General features: G+C 68.9%; 14 protein-coding genes. 4 read left to right on the forward strand and 10 right to left on the reverse strand.

Annotation, left to right across the window (positions count from 1 at the left end; all coding sequences use genetic code 11):
- Nucleotides 1-10: 10 nt before the first annotated feature.
- From DBV35_RS16365 to DBV35_RS16390, 6 genes are read right to left on the reverse strand one after another with little or no spacing between them, the layout of a single operon-like run.
- Nucleotides 11-928 (reverse strand): SMP-30/gluconolactonase/LRE family protein, encoded by a 918-nt coding sequence (locus tag DBV35_RS16365; RefSeq protein ID WP_108661376.1) that lies wholly within the window; start codon nucleotides 926-928, stop codon nucleotides 11-13.
- Nucleotides 925-1758 carry a citryl-CoA lyase gene (locus DBV35_RS16370; protein WP_108661377.1) on the reverse strand — a complete coding sequence of 278 codons (834 nt, stop codon included), beginning with the start codon at nucleotides 1756-1758 and terminating at the stop codon, nucleotides 925-927. The genes DBV35_RS16365 and DBV35_RS16370 overlap by 4 nt, the downstream gene beginning before the upstream one ends.
- Nucleotides 1755-2957, reverse strand: coding sequence for a CaiB/BaiF CoA transferase family protein (locus tag DBV35_RS16375; RefSeq protein ID WP_108661378.1), 1203 nt, complete (start codon nucleotides 2955-2957; stop codon nucleotides 1755-1757). Before DBV35_RS16375 ends, DBV35_RS16370 begins: the two co-directional genes overlap by 4 nt.
- A complete protein-coding gene (locus DBV35_RS16380) occupies nucleotides 2954-3715 on the reverse strand; it encodes an IclR family transcriptional regulator (RefSeq protein WP_108661379.1) in 762 nt (253 codons plus the stop codon). The genes DBV35_RS16375 and DBV35_RS16380 overlap by 4 nt, the downstream gene beginning before the upstream one ends.
- On the reverse strand, nucleotides 3712-5631 hold the full coding sequence (locus DBV35_RS16385) for a TRAP transporter permease (protein WP_157961797.1): 1920 nt from the start codon (nucleotides 5629-5631) through the stop codon (nucleotides 3712-3714). Before DBV35_RS16385 ends, DBV35_RS16380 begins: the two co-directional genes overlap by 4 nt.
- A 27-nt stretch (nucleotides 5632-5658) precedes the next feature.
- Nucleotides 5659-6666 carry a TAXI family TRAP transporter solute-binding subunit gene (locus DBV35_RS16390; protein ID WP_108661381.1) on the reverse strand — a complete coding sequence of 336 codons (1008 nt, stop codon included), beginning with the start codon at nucleotides 6664-6666 and terminating at the stop codon, nucleotides 5659-5661.
- Between the two features lie 212 nt (nucleotides 6667-6878).
- Here DBV35_RS16390 and DBV35_RS16395 point away from each other — a divergent pair, with 212 nt between their 5' ends.
- Entirely contained in the window at nucleotides 6879-7574 is a 696-nt protein-coding gene (locus tag DBV35_RS16395; RefSeq protein ID WP_108661382.1) for a nitroreductase, read from the forward strand.
- A gap of 12 nt (nucleotides 7575-7586) precedes the next feature.
- Here DBV35_RS16395 and DBV35_RS16400 read toward each other — a convergent pair whose 3' ends face one another.
- Nucleotides 7587-8048 (reverse strand): Lrp/AsnC ligand binding domain-containing protein, encoded by a 462-nt coding sequence (locus tag DBV35_RS16400; RefSeq protein ID WP_108661383.1) that lies wholly within the window; start codon nucleotides 8046-8048, stop codon nucleotides 7587-7589.
- 154 nt (nucleotides 8049-8202) lie between these two features.
- On the opposite strand from DBV35_RS16400, the gene DBV35_RS16405 reads away from it, so the two are divergent.
- Nucleotides 8203-9222 (forward strand): 1-aminocyclopropane-1-carboxylate deaminase, encoded by a 1020-nt coding sequence (locus tag DBV35_RS16405; RefSeq protein WP_108661384.1) that lies wholly within the window; start codon nucleotides 8203-8205, stop codon nucleotides 9220-9222.
- Here DBV35_RS16405 and DBV35_RS16410 read toward each other — a convergent pair.
- Nucleotides 9207-10169 (reverse strand): LysR substrate-binding domain-containing protein, encoded by a 963-nt coding sequence (locus tag DBV35_RS16410; RefSeq protein ID WP_108661385.1) that lies wholly within the window; start codon nucleotides 10167-10169, stop codon nucleotides 9207-9209. The two genes, DBV35_RS16405 and DBV35_RS16410, sit on opposite strands and share 16 nt — an antisense overlap.
- A gap of 108 nt (nucleotides 10170-10277) precedes the next feature.
- On the opposite strand from DBV35_RS16410, the gene DBV35_RS16415 reads away from it, so the two are divergent.
- Nucleotides 10278-11435 (forward strand): acyl-CoA dehydrogenase family protein, encoded by a 1158-nt coding sequence (locus DBV35_RS16415; protein WP_108661386.1) that lies wholly within the window; start codon nucleotides 10278-10280, stop codon nucleotides 11433-11435.
- A gap of 34 nt (nucleotides 11436-11469) precedes the next feature.
- Here the strand turns inward: DBV35_RS16415 and DBV35_RS16420 are convergent, their stop codons facing one another.
- Nucleotides 11470-11955, reverse strand: a complete 486-nt coding sequence (locus tag DBV35_RS16420; protein WP_108661387.1) for a nuclear transport factor 2 family protein — start codon at nucleotides 11953-11955, stop codon at nucleotides 11470-11472.
- On the reverse strand, nucleotides 11948-12850 hold the full coding sequence (locus DBV35_RS16425; protein WP_211099992.1) for a polysaccharide deacetylase family protein: 903 nt from the start codon (nucleotides 12848-12850) through the stop codon (nucleotides 11948-11950). Before DBV35_RS16425 ends, DBV35_RS16420 begins: the two co-directional genes overlap by 8 nt.
- A gap of 199 nt (nucleotides 12851-13049) precedes the next feature.
- Here DBV35_RS16425 and dctP point away from each other — a divergent pair, with 199 nt between their 5' ends.
- Nucleotides 13050-14090, forward strand: a complete 1041-nt coding sequence (dctP, locus tag DBV35_RS16430) for a TRAP transporter substrate-binding protein DctP (protein ID WP_108661388.1) — start codon at nucleotides 13050-13052, stop codon at nucleotides 14088-14090.
- Nucleotides 14091-14113: the final 23 nt, after the last annotated feature.

Genomic DNA, 14113 nt, shown 5'->3' on the forward strand with positions numbered 1-14113 from the left:
CATCCTGGCCTCACTGATGCGAGAACATCGGCCGGCCCGCGACCGGCAGGTCGGCGCGCAGAACCGTGCCGCTCTCGGATTCGGTGATGAAGAGGGTCCGGTTCTCCGGACCGCCGAAGGCGCAGTTCGTGCCGAAGAGGCCGCCCTTCAGGTTGATGCGATGGGTCGGCTGGCCGAGCCGGTCGAAGCGCCACACCGCCATCCCCGCATGGGTGACGACGAGACCGCCCTCCTCGTCCACCGCCATCCCATCTGGGCCGGAGAGGCCGCCCGAGAGCTGGATGAAGGTGCCCGCCTTCGAGACCATGCCGTCGCCCATCAGCGGCAGGCGCCAGACCGCGAGCGCGCGGGTCACGGAGATGAAGATCTGCCGCTCGTTGAGGCTGAGGACGATCCCGTTCGGGCTCGGCACCGTGTCGATCAGCTTCTGGAGGACGCCGTCGGCCGTCAGGCGGAAGACGCGGCCCGTCGGGTCATGCCATCCGGTCTGCCCCTGGTCGGTGAAATAGAGGTCTCCGTTGGAGGCGAAGACGAGGTCGTTGACGCCCTTGAAGCTCTCCGAGTGGTTGGTCTCGATGACCGGAACCACCGCGCCCGTCGCCGGATCGAGCTGCACGATCCCGCGCTTGTAGTCGGTGATGAAGATCCGGCCGTCCTTGTGGATCTTCAGCCCGTTCGGCCAGCCGTCATACTCGGTAACGAGCGTCCACTCGCCCGCCGGATCGATGCGGAAGACGCGGCCGAAGGGAATGTCGGTGACGTAGAGATTGCCGTCGCGGTCGAAGCTCGGGCCTTCGAGGAAGGAGTGGATGTGGGCGCCCGCCTTGTTCGCGTTGGCCCAGGCGGAGGCCTCGTTGCGCCGGAACGAATCCGGCATGCGGGAGAAGACCTCGCTCTCGACGATCTCGGGCGGGGGATAGAGGCTCATCGGGTGGTCGCTCCCTTGAGGTCACGCGGGGGGTGACCGGCATAGGTGTAGGGAAAGTCGCGCGGGATCGGCCCCTTGTTGCGGCCGCCCTGCTGGGTCTGCTCCCAGGCGTGGGCGAGGATGCCGACCGAGCGCGAGAGGACGAAGAGGCCGCGCCCCAGCACCGGCGCGAAGCCGAGCTCGCTGAGGACGACCGCCCCGCTCCCGTCGATGTTCATGGTGAGGTGCCGGCCGCTGCGGCGTTCGAGGTCGGCCTCGATGGCGCGGCCGATCTTCGCGAACCGGCCGGAGACGTGACCGGCCGCCGCCGCCTCCTCCACGAGGCCGAGAAGGCGCGGCCCGCGCGGGTCGCGCGGATGGAAGCGGTGGCCGAAGCCCGGCACATATTTGGTGACGCGCGCCTGATAGTCGTCGAGCACGGCGCGCACGGCATCCTCCAGCGCCTCGCCCTTCCCGGTGCGCGCGTCGATATCGGCCATGATCTCCATGGTCTGCTCGCCCGCCCCGCCGTGCACGTCACCGAGGACGTTCGCGGCGGAGGCGACGGCGTTGTTGATGCCGACCCCGCAGGTCGCCGCGATCCGCGCGATCGCGATCGAGGGCGCGTGCGGCCCGTGGTCGACGCCCGCGACGAGCATGTGGCCGAGCAGCGCCGCCTCTTCCTTGCTCGGCAGGTCGCCGCGCAGGAGGAGCCAGATCATCTGCGGAAAGTCGATGTTGCCGATGAGCTGCTCGATCGGATAGCCGCGCATCCGGATGACACCGGGCTCGATGTCGATGATCTCGGTGCGCCACCAATCGCTCGCAGCCTGGCGACTTGCGTCCGTCATAGGATGCCTTCTTCCTTGAGTGCTTCGATCTCGGCTTGTGAGACGCCGAGTTCTGCGAAGATTTCCCCGTTGTGCGCGCCGAGCTGGGCCGGCGGCGCGAGGTCGGCGCGGTCCTCCCCCTCGAACACGAAGCCGCCATTGGCGACGCGCACGCTGCGGTCGAGGCCGGGCACGGTGGCGAATTCGCGGAAGAGGCCGCGATGGCGCACCTGGGGGTGGTCGATCGCGTCGGGCACGGAGAGGACGCGGCCGGTCGGGACGTGGGCCGCGTTGAGGCGCTCCTCCCATTCCTGCGCCGGCGCGCCCATCAGGACCTCTTCGAGGAGCGTCTTCAGTTCCGCCCGGTTCGCCTTGCGGCTCTCCCGCTCCTTGAAGCGCGGGTCCTCGATGAGCTCCGGCACGCCGAGAACCTTCGCGACGCTCTCCCAGTGGGACTGCCGGTTCGCCGCGATGTTGAGGAGGCCGTCCTTCGTGCGGAAGGTGCCGGAGGGGGCGGCGGTGCGGTTCTCGTTGCCCATCGGGGCGGGCGTCTGGCCGGTGATGAGATAGTTCGAGACGACCCAGGCCGACGTCACCATGGTGGAATCGAGCATCGACACATCGATGATCGACCCCTCCCCCGTGCGTGCCGCCCCCGCGAGCGCCGCGCTGACGGACATCGCCGCCGTCAGCCCGGTCACCGCGTCCGCGACGGGGAAGCCGACGCGCAGCGGCGCGGAGTCGGCGTCGCCGGTGACGCTCATGATCCCGGAGAGGCCCTGGATGATCTGGTCGTAGGCGGGGCGCTTGGCGTAGGGGCCGGTCTGCCCGAAGCCGGAGAGCGAGCACACGACGAGGCGCGGATTGCGCGCGCGCAGCGCCGCCGGGCTCGCCCCGAGCCGCGCCATCACCCCCGGCCGGAAGCTTTCGACGACCGCGTCGGCGGTGTCGACGAGGCGCAGGAAGAGCGCCTGCCCCTTCGGCGACTTCATGTCGAGCGTGACGGACTTCTTGCCGGCATTCTGGGCGAGGAAAGACGCGCCCATGTGGCGCCGGTTGAGGTCGGAATCGGCGCCGAGCTCGCGGGCGAGATCGCCGCTGCCGGGCCGCTCCACCTTGATCACCTCCGCCCCCAGCATCGCGAGCTGGTAGCAGCAGAAGGGGCCCGCCATGACGTTGGTGAGGTCGAGGACGCGCAGATTTTCGAGCGGCAGGCTCATGCGAAGCCTCCGCTCGCGATGACCGGCTGGCCGCGCCGCGCTTCCAGCACCCGGCGCATCTCGTCGGCACGGCCGCCGAGCTGGCCGGTGAGGCGGATGCCCGCCTCGAGCGCGAGGTCGATATAATTGTCGATCGCCTCTTCGGTGAAGCGCGGCGCGGGGCCGATAATGCCGAGCGCGCCGACGAGATTGCGAAGGTCGAAGACCGGGACGGAGACGCCGTAGGCGGACGGATCGCGCTCGCCGCGCGAGACATAATAATAGCGTTCGCGCACCTCGTCCGAGGTCGGGTCGGTGCCGCCGGTGAAGGCGGTGAGGACGCGGCCGGGCCCCCCGATATTCAGCGGCAGGTGCTCGCCCACCATGATGTGGTGGCGCACCGACTGCGCGCTCTCCACGCGGTAAAGGCAGACGCGGACATTGTCGTCCTTCACGTAGAAGGCCGTGCTCTCGCCGGATCGGTCCGCCGCCCACTGGAGCGCGGGCTCGACATAGTCGCCGAGATTGAAGGCCGCCTGGTAGAGCGCGCCGAGGCGGGAGAGCGTCGAGCCGAGCCGCCAGCGCCCGTCCTCCAGGCGGACGAGATAGCCGGCGTCCTCCAGCGATGCGGCAAGGCGCAGGATCGTGCTCTTGTGGAGCTTCGTGCGCTTGGCGAGCTCGGCGAGGCTGAGCGAGGCCTCGCCCCGCTTGAAGGCGGCGGGGATGAGGAGCGCGCGGTCGACCGCCGCGACCTTCCTGCGTGTCGTGTCGGACGTCATGCGGCGAGCCCCTCCACTTCGCGACGGCCCCGCACCCAGCGTGCGATCAGGAGGAGGCCGAGCGCCGCCCCGCCGACGGTCGCGGCCAGATGCGGCACGAAGATGAGGAGCGCGGCGACGGCCGCCCCCAGCCGCTCCAGCGGCGAGAGCCGTCCGCGAAAATAGCCGACCTGCCCCGCCGCGAGGAGGACCACCGCGAAAACGAGGCTCGCGAGGGAGAGGACGAGATAAGGCAGGCTCGCGAGCGACAGATCCTGCAGCATCAGGACGGGCTGATAGACCCAGAGGAAGGGCAGGATGAACGCGACGATGCACAGGCGCAGGCACACGAACGCGATCTGTGTGACGGGTGCCTGCGCGATCGCCGCCGCCGCGAACACGGCGAGCGCGACGGGTGGCGTGATCGCGCTCATGACCGCGAAGTAGAAGAGGAAGAGGTGGACGCCGAGCTTCGGCAGCCCGAGCTCGATGAGGGACGGGCCGGCGATGAAGACGACCATCAGGTAGGAGGCCGCCGTCGGCAGCCCCATGCCGAGGACGAGCGAGCACGCCCCCGCAAGGAGAAGCGCCAGGAGGAGGTTGTTGTCGCCGACGAAAAGGATCGACTGGCTGAGCTTCACGCCGAGCCCGGTCGAGGTCACGGCGGCGATGATGATGCCGATCGCGGCGCACGAGGCGGCGACGCCGATCCCGTCGCGCCCGCCCTCCACGACGACCGAGACGAGCTCCTTCCAGGTCGGCCGGATCGCGGGGAGGACCATCGCGATCGCGATCACCGTGCCGGTCGCGGCAAGGCCCGCGAGGTCGACCGAGTAGCCCGTCAGGAGGAGATAGAGGAGCACCGTGAAGCCGGTGACGACGGTGACGCATTGGGAGATGCGCCGGGCCGACCATGGTTCGCGCTCGCGCCGCAGCGGGGCGAGCTGCAGGCGCCCGGCCTCCAGCGATGCGCCGACGCTGAGCGAAAAGAGGAAGAGGAGCGACGGAACGAGACCCGCGAGCATGATGCTCGGATAGGAGATGCCGGTGATCTCGGCCATGATGAAGGCGCCGACGCCCATGACCGGCGGCATGATCTGCCCGACGACCGAGGAGGAGGCCTCCATCGCCCCCGCATAGGCGCGGCTGTAGCCGGCTTTCTGCATGAGGTTGATGGTGATCGGCCCGTTGGCGACGACGTTCGCCGAGGACGAGCCGTTGATGGAGCCGAACAGCGCCGAGGCGATGATCGAGCATTGGGCGGCGCCCGAGCGGCGTCCCATGGTGACGATGCTCGACACCCACTCGAAGAAGTCGGCCGCGCCGACGATGCGCAGCGCCGTGCCGAAGATGACGAAGATCAGCACGACATTGACGACGGAGCCGAACGCGACGCCGAAGATGCCCTGCTGGCTGTAGGAGAGCTCGGCGATGCGCCAGATGTCCATGCCGCGATGGGACAGAATGCCGGGCAGGAACGGACCGGCGAGGAGGTAGCCGATCGCGAGGAGGATGATCGAGAGAAGGATCCACCCCTCCGACCGCCGTGCCGCCTCCAGGACGATCAGCGTGCCGGTGGCGAAGACGAAGAGGTCCGCGCCGTTCGGAATGCCGGTGCGATAGGCCGCGATCTCCGCGTGATTGTTGATCATGTACCAGGCGCCGTAGACGGCGAGCCCGGACAGGATCAGCGACAGGAGGAGATCGCCCTTGACCGTGAGGCCGGCGAGCGGCCCCGGGCGAAGCATGAACACGGCGACCAGGACCAGCGCGAGGGCGACCTCGTACTGGACCCAGTTCGTGTAGCGGCCGAGCGCGATCGTGTAGAAGAGGAAGAGGGTGAGCCCCGCGCAGGCAGCGAGGCCGAGCGCGCGGGCCGCGCGCTCGATCCCATCCAGCTTCTCGCGACCGTCGACGGTCTGTTGCGACACCGACATGACGTGCAATCCGGCTGGTGAATGGGCTCAGTCGGGGACCTCGACGCCCTTTTCCTGGAAGTATCGCGCGGCGCCGGGGTGGAGCGGCGCGGACAGCCCTTCGAGCGCGTTGTCGATCGACATCAGGCCGAGCTGGGTGTTGTTCTCGCGGATGGCGTCGATGTTGTCCCACACCGCCTTGGTGAGCTCGTAGGCCTCGTCCTCGCTAATGTCGGCGTTGACGACGACCATCATCGGGAAGGTCCAGAAATAGACCGGCCCGTCGGCGGTGGCGTGGCCGCCATAGGCCTCGGAGAGCTGCTCGGGCGTGAACTCGCGGAAGACGTAGAAGTCGCCGTTCGTCACCTCGGACTTGAACTGCTCGAACGTGGCGGGGTCGGGCGACAGGAAGCGCACGTCGTGCGAGCGGGCGACATTGTAGAGCCCGGACTGCGGCACGCCGCCCCAGACGATGGTGGCATCGAGCTGGTTGTTGCTGAGCTGGTCGAACGCGGTGCCCGCCTCGACATAGCGCCCGTCGACCGCGCCGGCCTCCGGGTCGAGCCCGTTCGCGCGGAAGAGGATGCCGGAGATGCGGCCCGCATTGCCGCCCGGACGGCCGAAGCCCACCGACTTGCCCTTGAGGTCCTGGAAGGACTCGATGCCGCTGTCGGCGCGCGTCACGTACTGCGCCATGCCGGTCGGGATGCCGAAGAGGACGTTCATCGTCTTGTAGCGCTCGAGGAGCTGCTCGGGCTCCTTCTCGAAGGCGCCGTTGCCTTCCATCGCGTCCTTGAAGTGCGGGCTGCCGATGAAGCCGAGATCGGCCCGGTCGGTCGCGACCATGCGCAGGAGGCTGTTGGTGCCGCCGCCATCGACCGGCGTCAGCGACACTGACGCGCCGGACTTGGCGAGGTGGTTCGACCACGCGGTCGCGAGCTGGAACGTGTCCCCGGCGATCCCGATCGTGCCGATGACCTTCTCATCGGCGTGGGCGGCCGCGGTCCCGACCATGAGGGCGCCGACGAGCGCAGCGTTGCAGAGCAGCTTTCTCATACTTCCTCCCTATGCGTTCTACTGTGTAGAACGTCGTTTCCTTTTCTTGTTTACTACCTGCCGCGGAGGGGCTAGTCAACCGCACGACGCACTGGTCCGGACCTTCGCGCGCGCCATCTCACCGCGCGTGGCGCGCCGGGCGGCGGCGTGCGAAGACCGGACGCGCCGCCCCGCCGGGGCCGGCGGAGCGGATCGAGCAGGGACATCTCGTCATGGATCAGAAGGTCGCCACGGACATGAGAGGCGCGGTCTATGAGGCCATCCTCACGCGCCGGAGCGTGCGCGCCTTCCTCGACACGCCCGTCGACGACGCGGCCATCCATCGGATGCTGGAGGCGGCGAGCCGGGCGCCGAGCGCGAGCAACATGCAGCCCTGGAAGGTGCACGTCCTGCGCGGCGCGACGCTCGCGCGGGTGCGCGAGGCGCTCCTCGGCGCGCACGAGGATGCGGTCCCCCATTCGCGCGAACTCGAATATTACCCGCAGGACTGGTTCGAGCCCTATCTCAGCCGCCGCCGCAAGGTCGGCTGGCAGCTCTATGAGAGCGTCGGCATCGCGCGCGGCGACCGCGCCGCCTCACGCCGCCAGCACGCGCGCAACTACGAATTCTTCGATGCGCCGGTGGGGATGATCTTCTGCCTCGACCGCGGGCTCGGCCTCGGCAGCTATGTGGACTACGGGATGTATCTGCAGAGCCTGATGATCGCCGCCCGCGCCGAGGGGCTCGACACCTGCCCGCAAGCCGCGCTCGCCAACTATCCGGAGATCCTGCGCCCCCTTCTTGGGATCCCCGAGGACCAGCTCATCCTGTGTGGCATGTCGCTCGGCTATGCCGACCCGTCCGCGCCTGAGAACGGCGTGCGGTCCGAGCGCGAGGGCGTCCACGGCTTCGTCACCATGCACGACTGAGGGCGCGGCGCCTCAGAACGGGAGCGGCGCCCCCTCCTTCACCTCCTTCAGGACGAAGAAGGTCCGGATCTGGCGCACGCCCGGCAGCGCGATCAGCTTCTTGCCGTGGAGGGCGTTGAAGTCACCCATGTCGCGCACGCGGATCTTCAGGAGATAGTCGAAGTCGCCGGCGACGAGGTGACACTCCAGCAGCTCCGTCACCCCCTCCACCGCCCGCTCGAACTCGGCGAAGCTCTCCGGCGTCGAGCGGTCGAGCACGACGCCGACCATCACCAGCGTGCCGAGCCCCACGGAGGCGGGGTTGATGCGCGCCGCGACGCCCGCAATGTGCCCCTCCTCGAAGAGGCGCTGGGTGCGGCGGTGGCAGGTCGCCGCGCTGACATTCACCGCCTTCGCAAGCTCGGCGTTCGTGAGCCGACCCTCCTTCTGGAGGCGGCGCAGGATATTCCTGTCGATCCGGTCGATCTCCGACATGAAAGGATCTTCCAACTTGCGGCCAGTCATGACGCACTCCACGCCATCGATGGCATTTCCATGCGTCAAATCTAGATTCCGGCGCCGAACTTTGGAAGCACCTTTCCGGCGGGTCGGGCTAACCTCCCGACAGTCCGGATGAGGAGATTCGCCCATGTCGCTGCTTGCCAAGTTCGAGCGCTATCCGCTCACCTTCGGCCCGACCCCGATCGAGCATCTGCCCCGCCTGTCCGAGGCGCTCGGCGGCAAGGTCGAGATCTACGCCAAGCGCGACGACTGCAATTCGGGCCTCGCGATGGGCGGCAACAAGCTGCGCAAGCTCGAATATATCGTGCCGGACGCGATCGCCTCGGGGGCGGACACGCTCGTCTCCATCGGCGGCGTGCAGTCGAACCACACGCGCATGGTCGCCGCGACCGCCGCGAAGATCGGCATGAAGTGCGTGGTGATCCAGGAGAAGTGGGTGCCGCACTATGATGCGGTCTATGACCGGGTCGGGAACATCCTGATGACCCGCCTGATGGGCGCCGATTCCCGCCTCGTGGAGGACGGGTTCGATATCGGCATCCGCCAGAGCTGGGAGGACGCGATCCGCTCGGTCGAAGAGGCGGGCGGCAAGCCCTACCCGATCCCGGCCGGCGCCTCGGTCCACAAATATGGCGCGCTCGGCTATGTGGGCTTCGCCGAGGAGGTCGCCGAGCAGGAGGCCGCGCTCGGCTTCCAGTTCGACTATGTGGTCGTGTGCGTCGTCACCGGGTCGACCCAGGGCGGGATGATCGTCGGCTTCGCCGCGCAGGACCGGGCCGACCGCGTCATCGGCATCGACGCGTCCGGCACGCTCGACCAGACCCGCGCGCAGGTCCGCTCCATCGTGGACAACACCGCCGCCCTCGTCGGCCTCGGCCGCGCCGTGCGCGAGGACGAGATCGTCATCAATCCCGACTACGCCTACCCCGCCTACGGCATCCCGTCGGAGGAGACCAACGAGGCGATCCGCCTCGCCGCCCGCACCGAGGCGATGATCACCGACCCCGTCTATGAGGGAAAGTCGATGCAGGGGCTCATCGACCTCACCAGGAAGGGCTTCTTCCCGGACGGCGCGAAGATCCTCTACGCGCACCTCGGCGGCGCCCCGGCGCTGAACGGCTACAGCTACATCTACAAGGACGGCTGAGGCGACGGCGCGGCGGGGTCCCGCCCCGCCTCTGGCGCCCGCCCTGCGCAGTCGAGCGCCCATTCCACGAAGGCGGCGATCGCGGCGCGGCGCGGATGGCCGGGCAGGCTCACCGCGTAGAAGCCGTAGCCCGGCAGCGCGATGCGCGAGAGGCGGCGCACGGCCCCGCTCGCAAGCTCCGGACCGATCAACACGTCGCTGCAGATGCCGATCCCCTGCCCGGCGATCACCGCCTCGATGGCGTGCAGCTCCTCCCGGAAGCGCATGCTGACGAGGCCGGCGAGATCCGGCACGCTCTCATGATGGGCCCGTGCCTCGCGCTGCCAACGGCCCCAGGTCGGCGCGTTGGTGTCGCCCGGCAGCCATTCGGCCTCGATCAGCGGATAGCGCGCGAGGCCGGTCGGGCTCAGTTGAACCGCCGCCTCCCCGACGAGCGCCGGGCTCGCCACGACATGGAAGCGGTCGCGCGCGAGCTCCACAGCCGGCATCCCGCGCGGCGGGCGGCGCGCGTAGCGGATCGCAATGTCCGCCTCCCCGGCCCCGAGATCGAGCACGGCGTCGGTCCCGATAATGTCGAGCTTCAGGCCGGGATGGACCGCGCGCCAGAGCGGGAGCCGCGGCACCAGCCACCGCGCCGCGAACGCGTTGGTCGCGGTGATCCTGAGACGGCCGCCGGCCTCGTCCTCGCGGATCGTCGACAGCGTCTCGGCGAAGGTCGCGAAACCGTCCCGCAGCACCGGGAAGAGCCGCTCTCCCGCCTCCGTCAGCGCCAGCGGCCGGGGCCTGCGGCGGAAGAGCGGCCGGCCGCAATGCCGCTCCAGGAGCTTGATCTGATGGCTGATGGCCGTCGGCGTCACCCCCAGCTCCACCGCCGCCTTCTTGAAGCTCAGATGACGGGCCGCCGCCTCGAATGACCGCAAGGCGCCGAGCGGTGGGAGGGTCTGCATCGATCGACGATAGCTGAATGGAGTTCACCCACAACTGAATTCTTCGAGGTTGCGCGGAACGGGGAAGCGCGCGGACAGTCGTTGCGAGTCGCGCAGGAGAAACGCGCCATGTCCGCCCCGATCTGCGACAAGACTGAGGCCCTCATCGCGTCGCTGGAGGCGCTCTCCCCGCTTATCGCCGAGCAGCGCGCCGCCTTCGACAAAGAGCGCCGGCTGACGGACGATGTCTACGCCGCCCTCGCCGATGCCGGGCTCTTCCGCCTCTGGCTCCCCCGCTCGCACGGCGGGCCCGAATTGTCGCCGCTCGCCTTCATGGAGGTCGTGGAGGCGGCGGCCGCGCTCGACGGCTCGATCGGCTGGCTCGTCGGCAATGGCGGCGGAATGAGCCGCGTCGGGGGCTATCTCCCGCCCGAGGTCGCGCGCGAAATCTTCGCCGATCCGCGCGCCTTCGTCGTCAGCGCGACGGGCGGGGTCGGAACGCTCGAACCGGCCGAGGGCGGCTGGCGGCTCTCGGGCCGCTGGCCGTTCGGCAGCGGCGCCCCGCACGCCAGCCATTTCATGGGCCTCGCGGCCGTCGGCGGCGTCGCGGACGCGGACCGGCCGCTGATGCTCTGCTGTGTCCCCCGCGCCGAGATCATCCTCCACGACACCTGGCACGTCTCCGGATTGCGCGGCACGGGAAGCGCCGATTTCGAGATGCGGGACGTGTTTGTCCCCGCCGCGCACGCTCACCCCTTCCTCGACCCCGCGCCGAGCGAGCCGGGTCTCCTCTACCGGATGCCGACGCTCGCGGTCTTCGCGTGGACGGTCGCCGTGGTCCCGCTCGGCATCGCGCGCGGCGCGCTCGACACCTTCGCGGCGCTTGCGAGCCGGAAGGCCCGCCAGGGCGCACCCACGCTCCTGCGCGACCGGGAGACGGTGCAGGCGTCGGTCGGCCGCGCGAAGGCCTCGCTGCTGGCCGCCCGCGCCCTCTTGATCGAGGCCATGCGCGAGCTGATGGCGGCGACCGATCTCGGCGGGCAGCGGCTCGTGGAGGCGCGCGCCACGCTGCGCCTCGCCGCCGCCCACGCAGCCGAGAGCGCCGTTGCGATCGTCGACCGGCTGGAGGCCGAGGCGGGCGCCGTCGCGATCTTCGAGAGCTGCGCGCTGGAACGGGCGGTGCGCGACGTCCACGCCGCGGTGAAGCACGTCGCGATGAGCCCGGCGAGCTACATCCTCGCCGGCCGCATGACGCTCGGCCTCGACCCCGGCACCCCGCGCTTCTGACCGGCGGCATAACGGGCGCGTCGCCTCGGCCCTGCTAGACGGGGCTCTTCCACCCCGGCGGCGGGGCGTGGCGCGGGGCCTGGGGCAGCGGCACCTTGAAGCCGCTGTCGGCCCCGTTCATGTCCATCCGCCGCTCCTTGATGCGCCAGACGCCCGACCCGTCGCGGACCAGCACGTCGAGATAGCGGCCGAAGACGGTCGCGGTGCCGCCGTCCGCCCCCTCGTGCCAGGCGAAGACGTAGCTCTCGGTGTGCGCTTCGTCGTCTGCCGGAAAGGCGATCGTCACGTTCGACAGATGATGCGCGGTCCGCCGCCAGCGCCACATGCGCTGAAGCGACTGCTCCAGCGCCGCGCGCCCATCGGAGCGGAAGGCTGGCGCGTCGGCGTAGATGACGGCGCAATCTTCGGTGAAGAGGGCGCCGATCGCGGGAAGGTCCATGCGATCGAGGTGGCGGCAATAGGCGATCAGCACGTCGCTGATCGCCTGCCGGGCGAGAAGGGTCGCGAGCGGGTCAGGCATGATCACGCACGTAGCGGGCCACCTCTTCGTGGGTCGCGAACCAGACGTCGCCGAGCGCCTTCGCGTGGGCGATCAGCTCCTCCAGGATGAACATGCGCGAGCGATAGCCGATCACGAAGGGATGGCAGACGAGCTGGAAGAGCCCGCCCTCCCGGTACGCCCCGTCGAGCTCGCGGCGGAAGATGGTGAGGACGTCGTCGGGCGGCGTCCAGGGCCGGGTCGCGGGGGTGCGGTTGAAGAGCATGTAGACCGCGTCGTCGCGCAACCACTCGACCGGGATCTCCACGACCCCGCTCGGCCGACCCTCCACGACGAGCTCGTAGCAATTCTCGTCCGCCATCAGCGAGGAATCGTAGAGGAGGCCCAGCTCCGAGACGATCGCGATGGTGCTGTCGCTGAGGTCCCAGTTGGCGGCGCGGAAGCCGACCGGCTCGCGCCCGGTGAGCGTGGTGAGCGTGTCGCGCGCGCGCAGCATCAGGTCGCGCTCCGTCACGGGATCGAGGAGCGACGTGTTCTCGTGGATGAAGCCGTGCATGCCGACCTCGTGGCCCGCGTCCACGATGCGCTTGGGCTCAGACGGGTCGATGAGCCCGGCGACGGCGGGCACGAAGAAGGTCGCTTTCACCTCCTCCCGCTCCAGAAGGTCGAGAATGCGCGGGACGCCGACGCGGCGGCCGAATTCGCCCCAGGAGAGGCGCCCGACAGCGGTGACGCCGCGGCCGAGCTCGAACGTCTCGTGGTCGCAATCGAAGGAGAGGGCGACGGCGCAGCGCGCGCCCCCCGGCCAGCGCGTTGGCTTCAGCGCGCGGCCCGCGCGCACGCGGTCCACCGCGGCGCGCCAGTCGGCCTCCGCCATCTGATGGGGCGCGACCGGCCCCTTGTTCGCCTGATCCATGATGTTCCGTCGGAAGACCTTGCGCGCTCCCCTGAGCACGCCGGCGCATGAGACTCCACCGAGATCCGACACAGGAAAGTTCTGTGAGCGGACCAAAAATTTTATGTAGACGTAAGAAGCCTTACATCGCTACCCTTGCGCAGCCTAAGCAAATTCCAACACAGATCAACTGTGTTCAAACTTGAGAGAAAGATTTCCGATGCTGAACTTTAAGGCGACTCTCATCGCGGGCACTGTTGGGTTTGCCACGGCGGCCGCGACACTGGTTATCGCGCCACAACCTTCGATAGCTCAGGACACGATTACCTGGAAGGTCCAGTCAGGTTGGCTTCCGGGCAGCACGCTGTTCGACTCGACCGTCGAGATGGCCGAGCGCATCGCCGAGCAGACCGACGGCCGCCTCCAGATCGAGGTTCTGCCGGCCGGTTCCGTGGTCGCGCTCAACCAGACGATCGACGCCGTGCGCGCCGGCATCATCGACGGGCACATCTCCTACGCGACCGTCTATTCCGGTTTCGACGCCGGCTTCGCCCCGCTCGGCGACCTTCCGGGCGCCTATGACGACCGCTTCCAGACGGTCGAGTTCATGTACTACGCGGGCGGCCTCGACCTGATGCGCGAGGCGTACGCCAAGTTCGGCCTCTATACGATCGGCGTCGGCACCGGCTCCTGGGAATCGGTTCCCTCGCGCGTCGAGATCAAGAGCTGGGACGACTTCAAGGGCATGAAGCTGCGCACCCCGCCCGGCATCGGCTCGCTCATCTGGGAGCGCCTCGGCGCGGTGCCGATCGTGATGCCGCAATCGGAAGTCTTCTCCGCGCTGGAGAAGGGCGTGATCGACGCCGCCGACGACGGCTCGCTCTCCTACAACTACCAGGTCGGCGACTACGACATCGTCCACTACACGCTTCTCGACAGCCCGCACTCCAACGGCCTGTGGGACTTCTCGGTGAACCAGGAGCGGTGGGACGCGCTGCCGGACGACATCAAGTCGATCCTCGAATTGAACATGCGTGAGATCATCGTGCGCAACATCATCAACGCCATGCGCGGCGACGAGGAAGTCGAGCGCAAGGCCGACGAGATCGGCCTCAACCTCTTCCGCCTCAGCGAAGAGGAGCGCGCCCGCTATCGCGAGATCGCCGTCGAGGTGTGGGATGAATGGGCTGAGAAGAGCCCGCTCGCCAAGCGCGTGATCGATGCGCAGAAGGCTTTCCTCACCCAGAAGGGTCTCCTCTAGTCCGCCAACGGAGCGATGCCGGT

The sequence above is a fragment of the Acuticoccus kandeliae genome (genome assembly GCF_003073115.1).

Coding starts and splice junctions, on each gene's coding strand:
- DBV35_RS16385 (WP_157961797.1), bottom strand. CDS start 5,631: ATGTCGGTGTCGCAACAGACCGTCGACGGTCGCGAGAAGCTGGATGGG.
- dctP (WP_108661388.1), top strand. CDS start 13,050: ATGCTGAACTTTAAGGCGACTCTCATCGCGGGCACTGTTGGGTTTGCC.
- DBV35_RS16370 (WP_108661377.1), bottom strand. CDS start 1,758: ATGACGGACGCAAGTCGCCAGGCTGCGAGCGATTGGTGGCGCACCGAG.
- DBV35_RS16365 (WP_108661376.1), bottom strand. CDS start 928: ATGAGCCTCTATCCCCCGCCCGAGATCGTCGAGAGCGAGGTCTTCTCC.
- DBV35_RS16395 (WP_108661382.1), top strand. CDS start 6,879: ATGGATCAGAAGGTCGCCACGGACATGAGAGGCGCGGTCTATGAGGCC.
- DBV35_RS16420 (WP_108661387.1), bottom strand. CDS start 11,955: ATGCCTGACCCGCTCGCGACCCTTCTCGCCCGGCAGGCGATCAGCGAC.
- DBV35_RS16400 (WP_108661383.1), bottom strand. CDS start 8,048: ATGTCGGAGATCGACCGGATCGACAGGAATATCCTGCGCCGCCTCCAG.
- DBV35_RS16410 (WP_108661385.1), bottom strand. CDS start 10,169: ATGCAGACCCTCCCACCGCTCGGCGCCTTGCGGTCATTCGAGGCGGCG.
- DBV35_RS16425 (WP_211099992.1), bottom strand. CDS start 12,850: ATGGATCAGGCGAACAAGGGGCCGGTCGCGCCCCATCAGATGGCGGAG.
- DBV35_RS16375 (WP_108661378.1), bottom strand. CDS start 2,957: ATGAGCCTGCCGCTCGAAAATCTGCGCGTCCTCGACCTCACCAACGTC.
- DBV35_RS16380 (WP_108661379.1), bottom strand. CDS start 3,715: ATGACGTCCGACACGACACGCAGGAAGGTCGCGGCGGTCGACCGCGCG.
- DBV35_RS16390 (WP_108661381.1), bottom strand. CDS start 6,666: ATGAGAAAGCTGCTCTGCAACGCTGCGCTCGTCGGCGCCCTCATGGTC.
- DBV35_RS16405 (WP_108661384.1), top strand. CDS start 8,203: ATGTCGCTGCTTGCCAAGTTCGAGCGCTATCCGCTCACCTTCGGCCCG.
- DBV35_RS16415 (WP_108661386.1), top strand. CDS start 10,278: ATGTCCGCCCCGATCTGCGACAAGACTGAGGCCCTCATCGCGTCGCTG.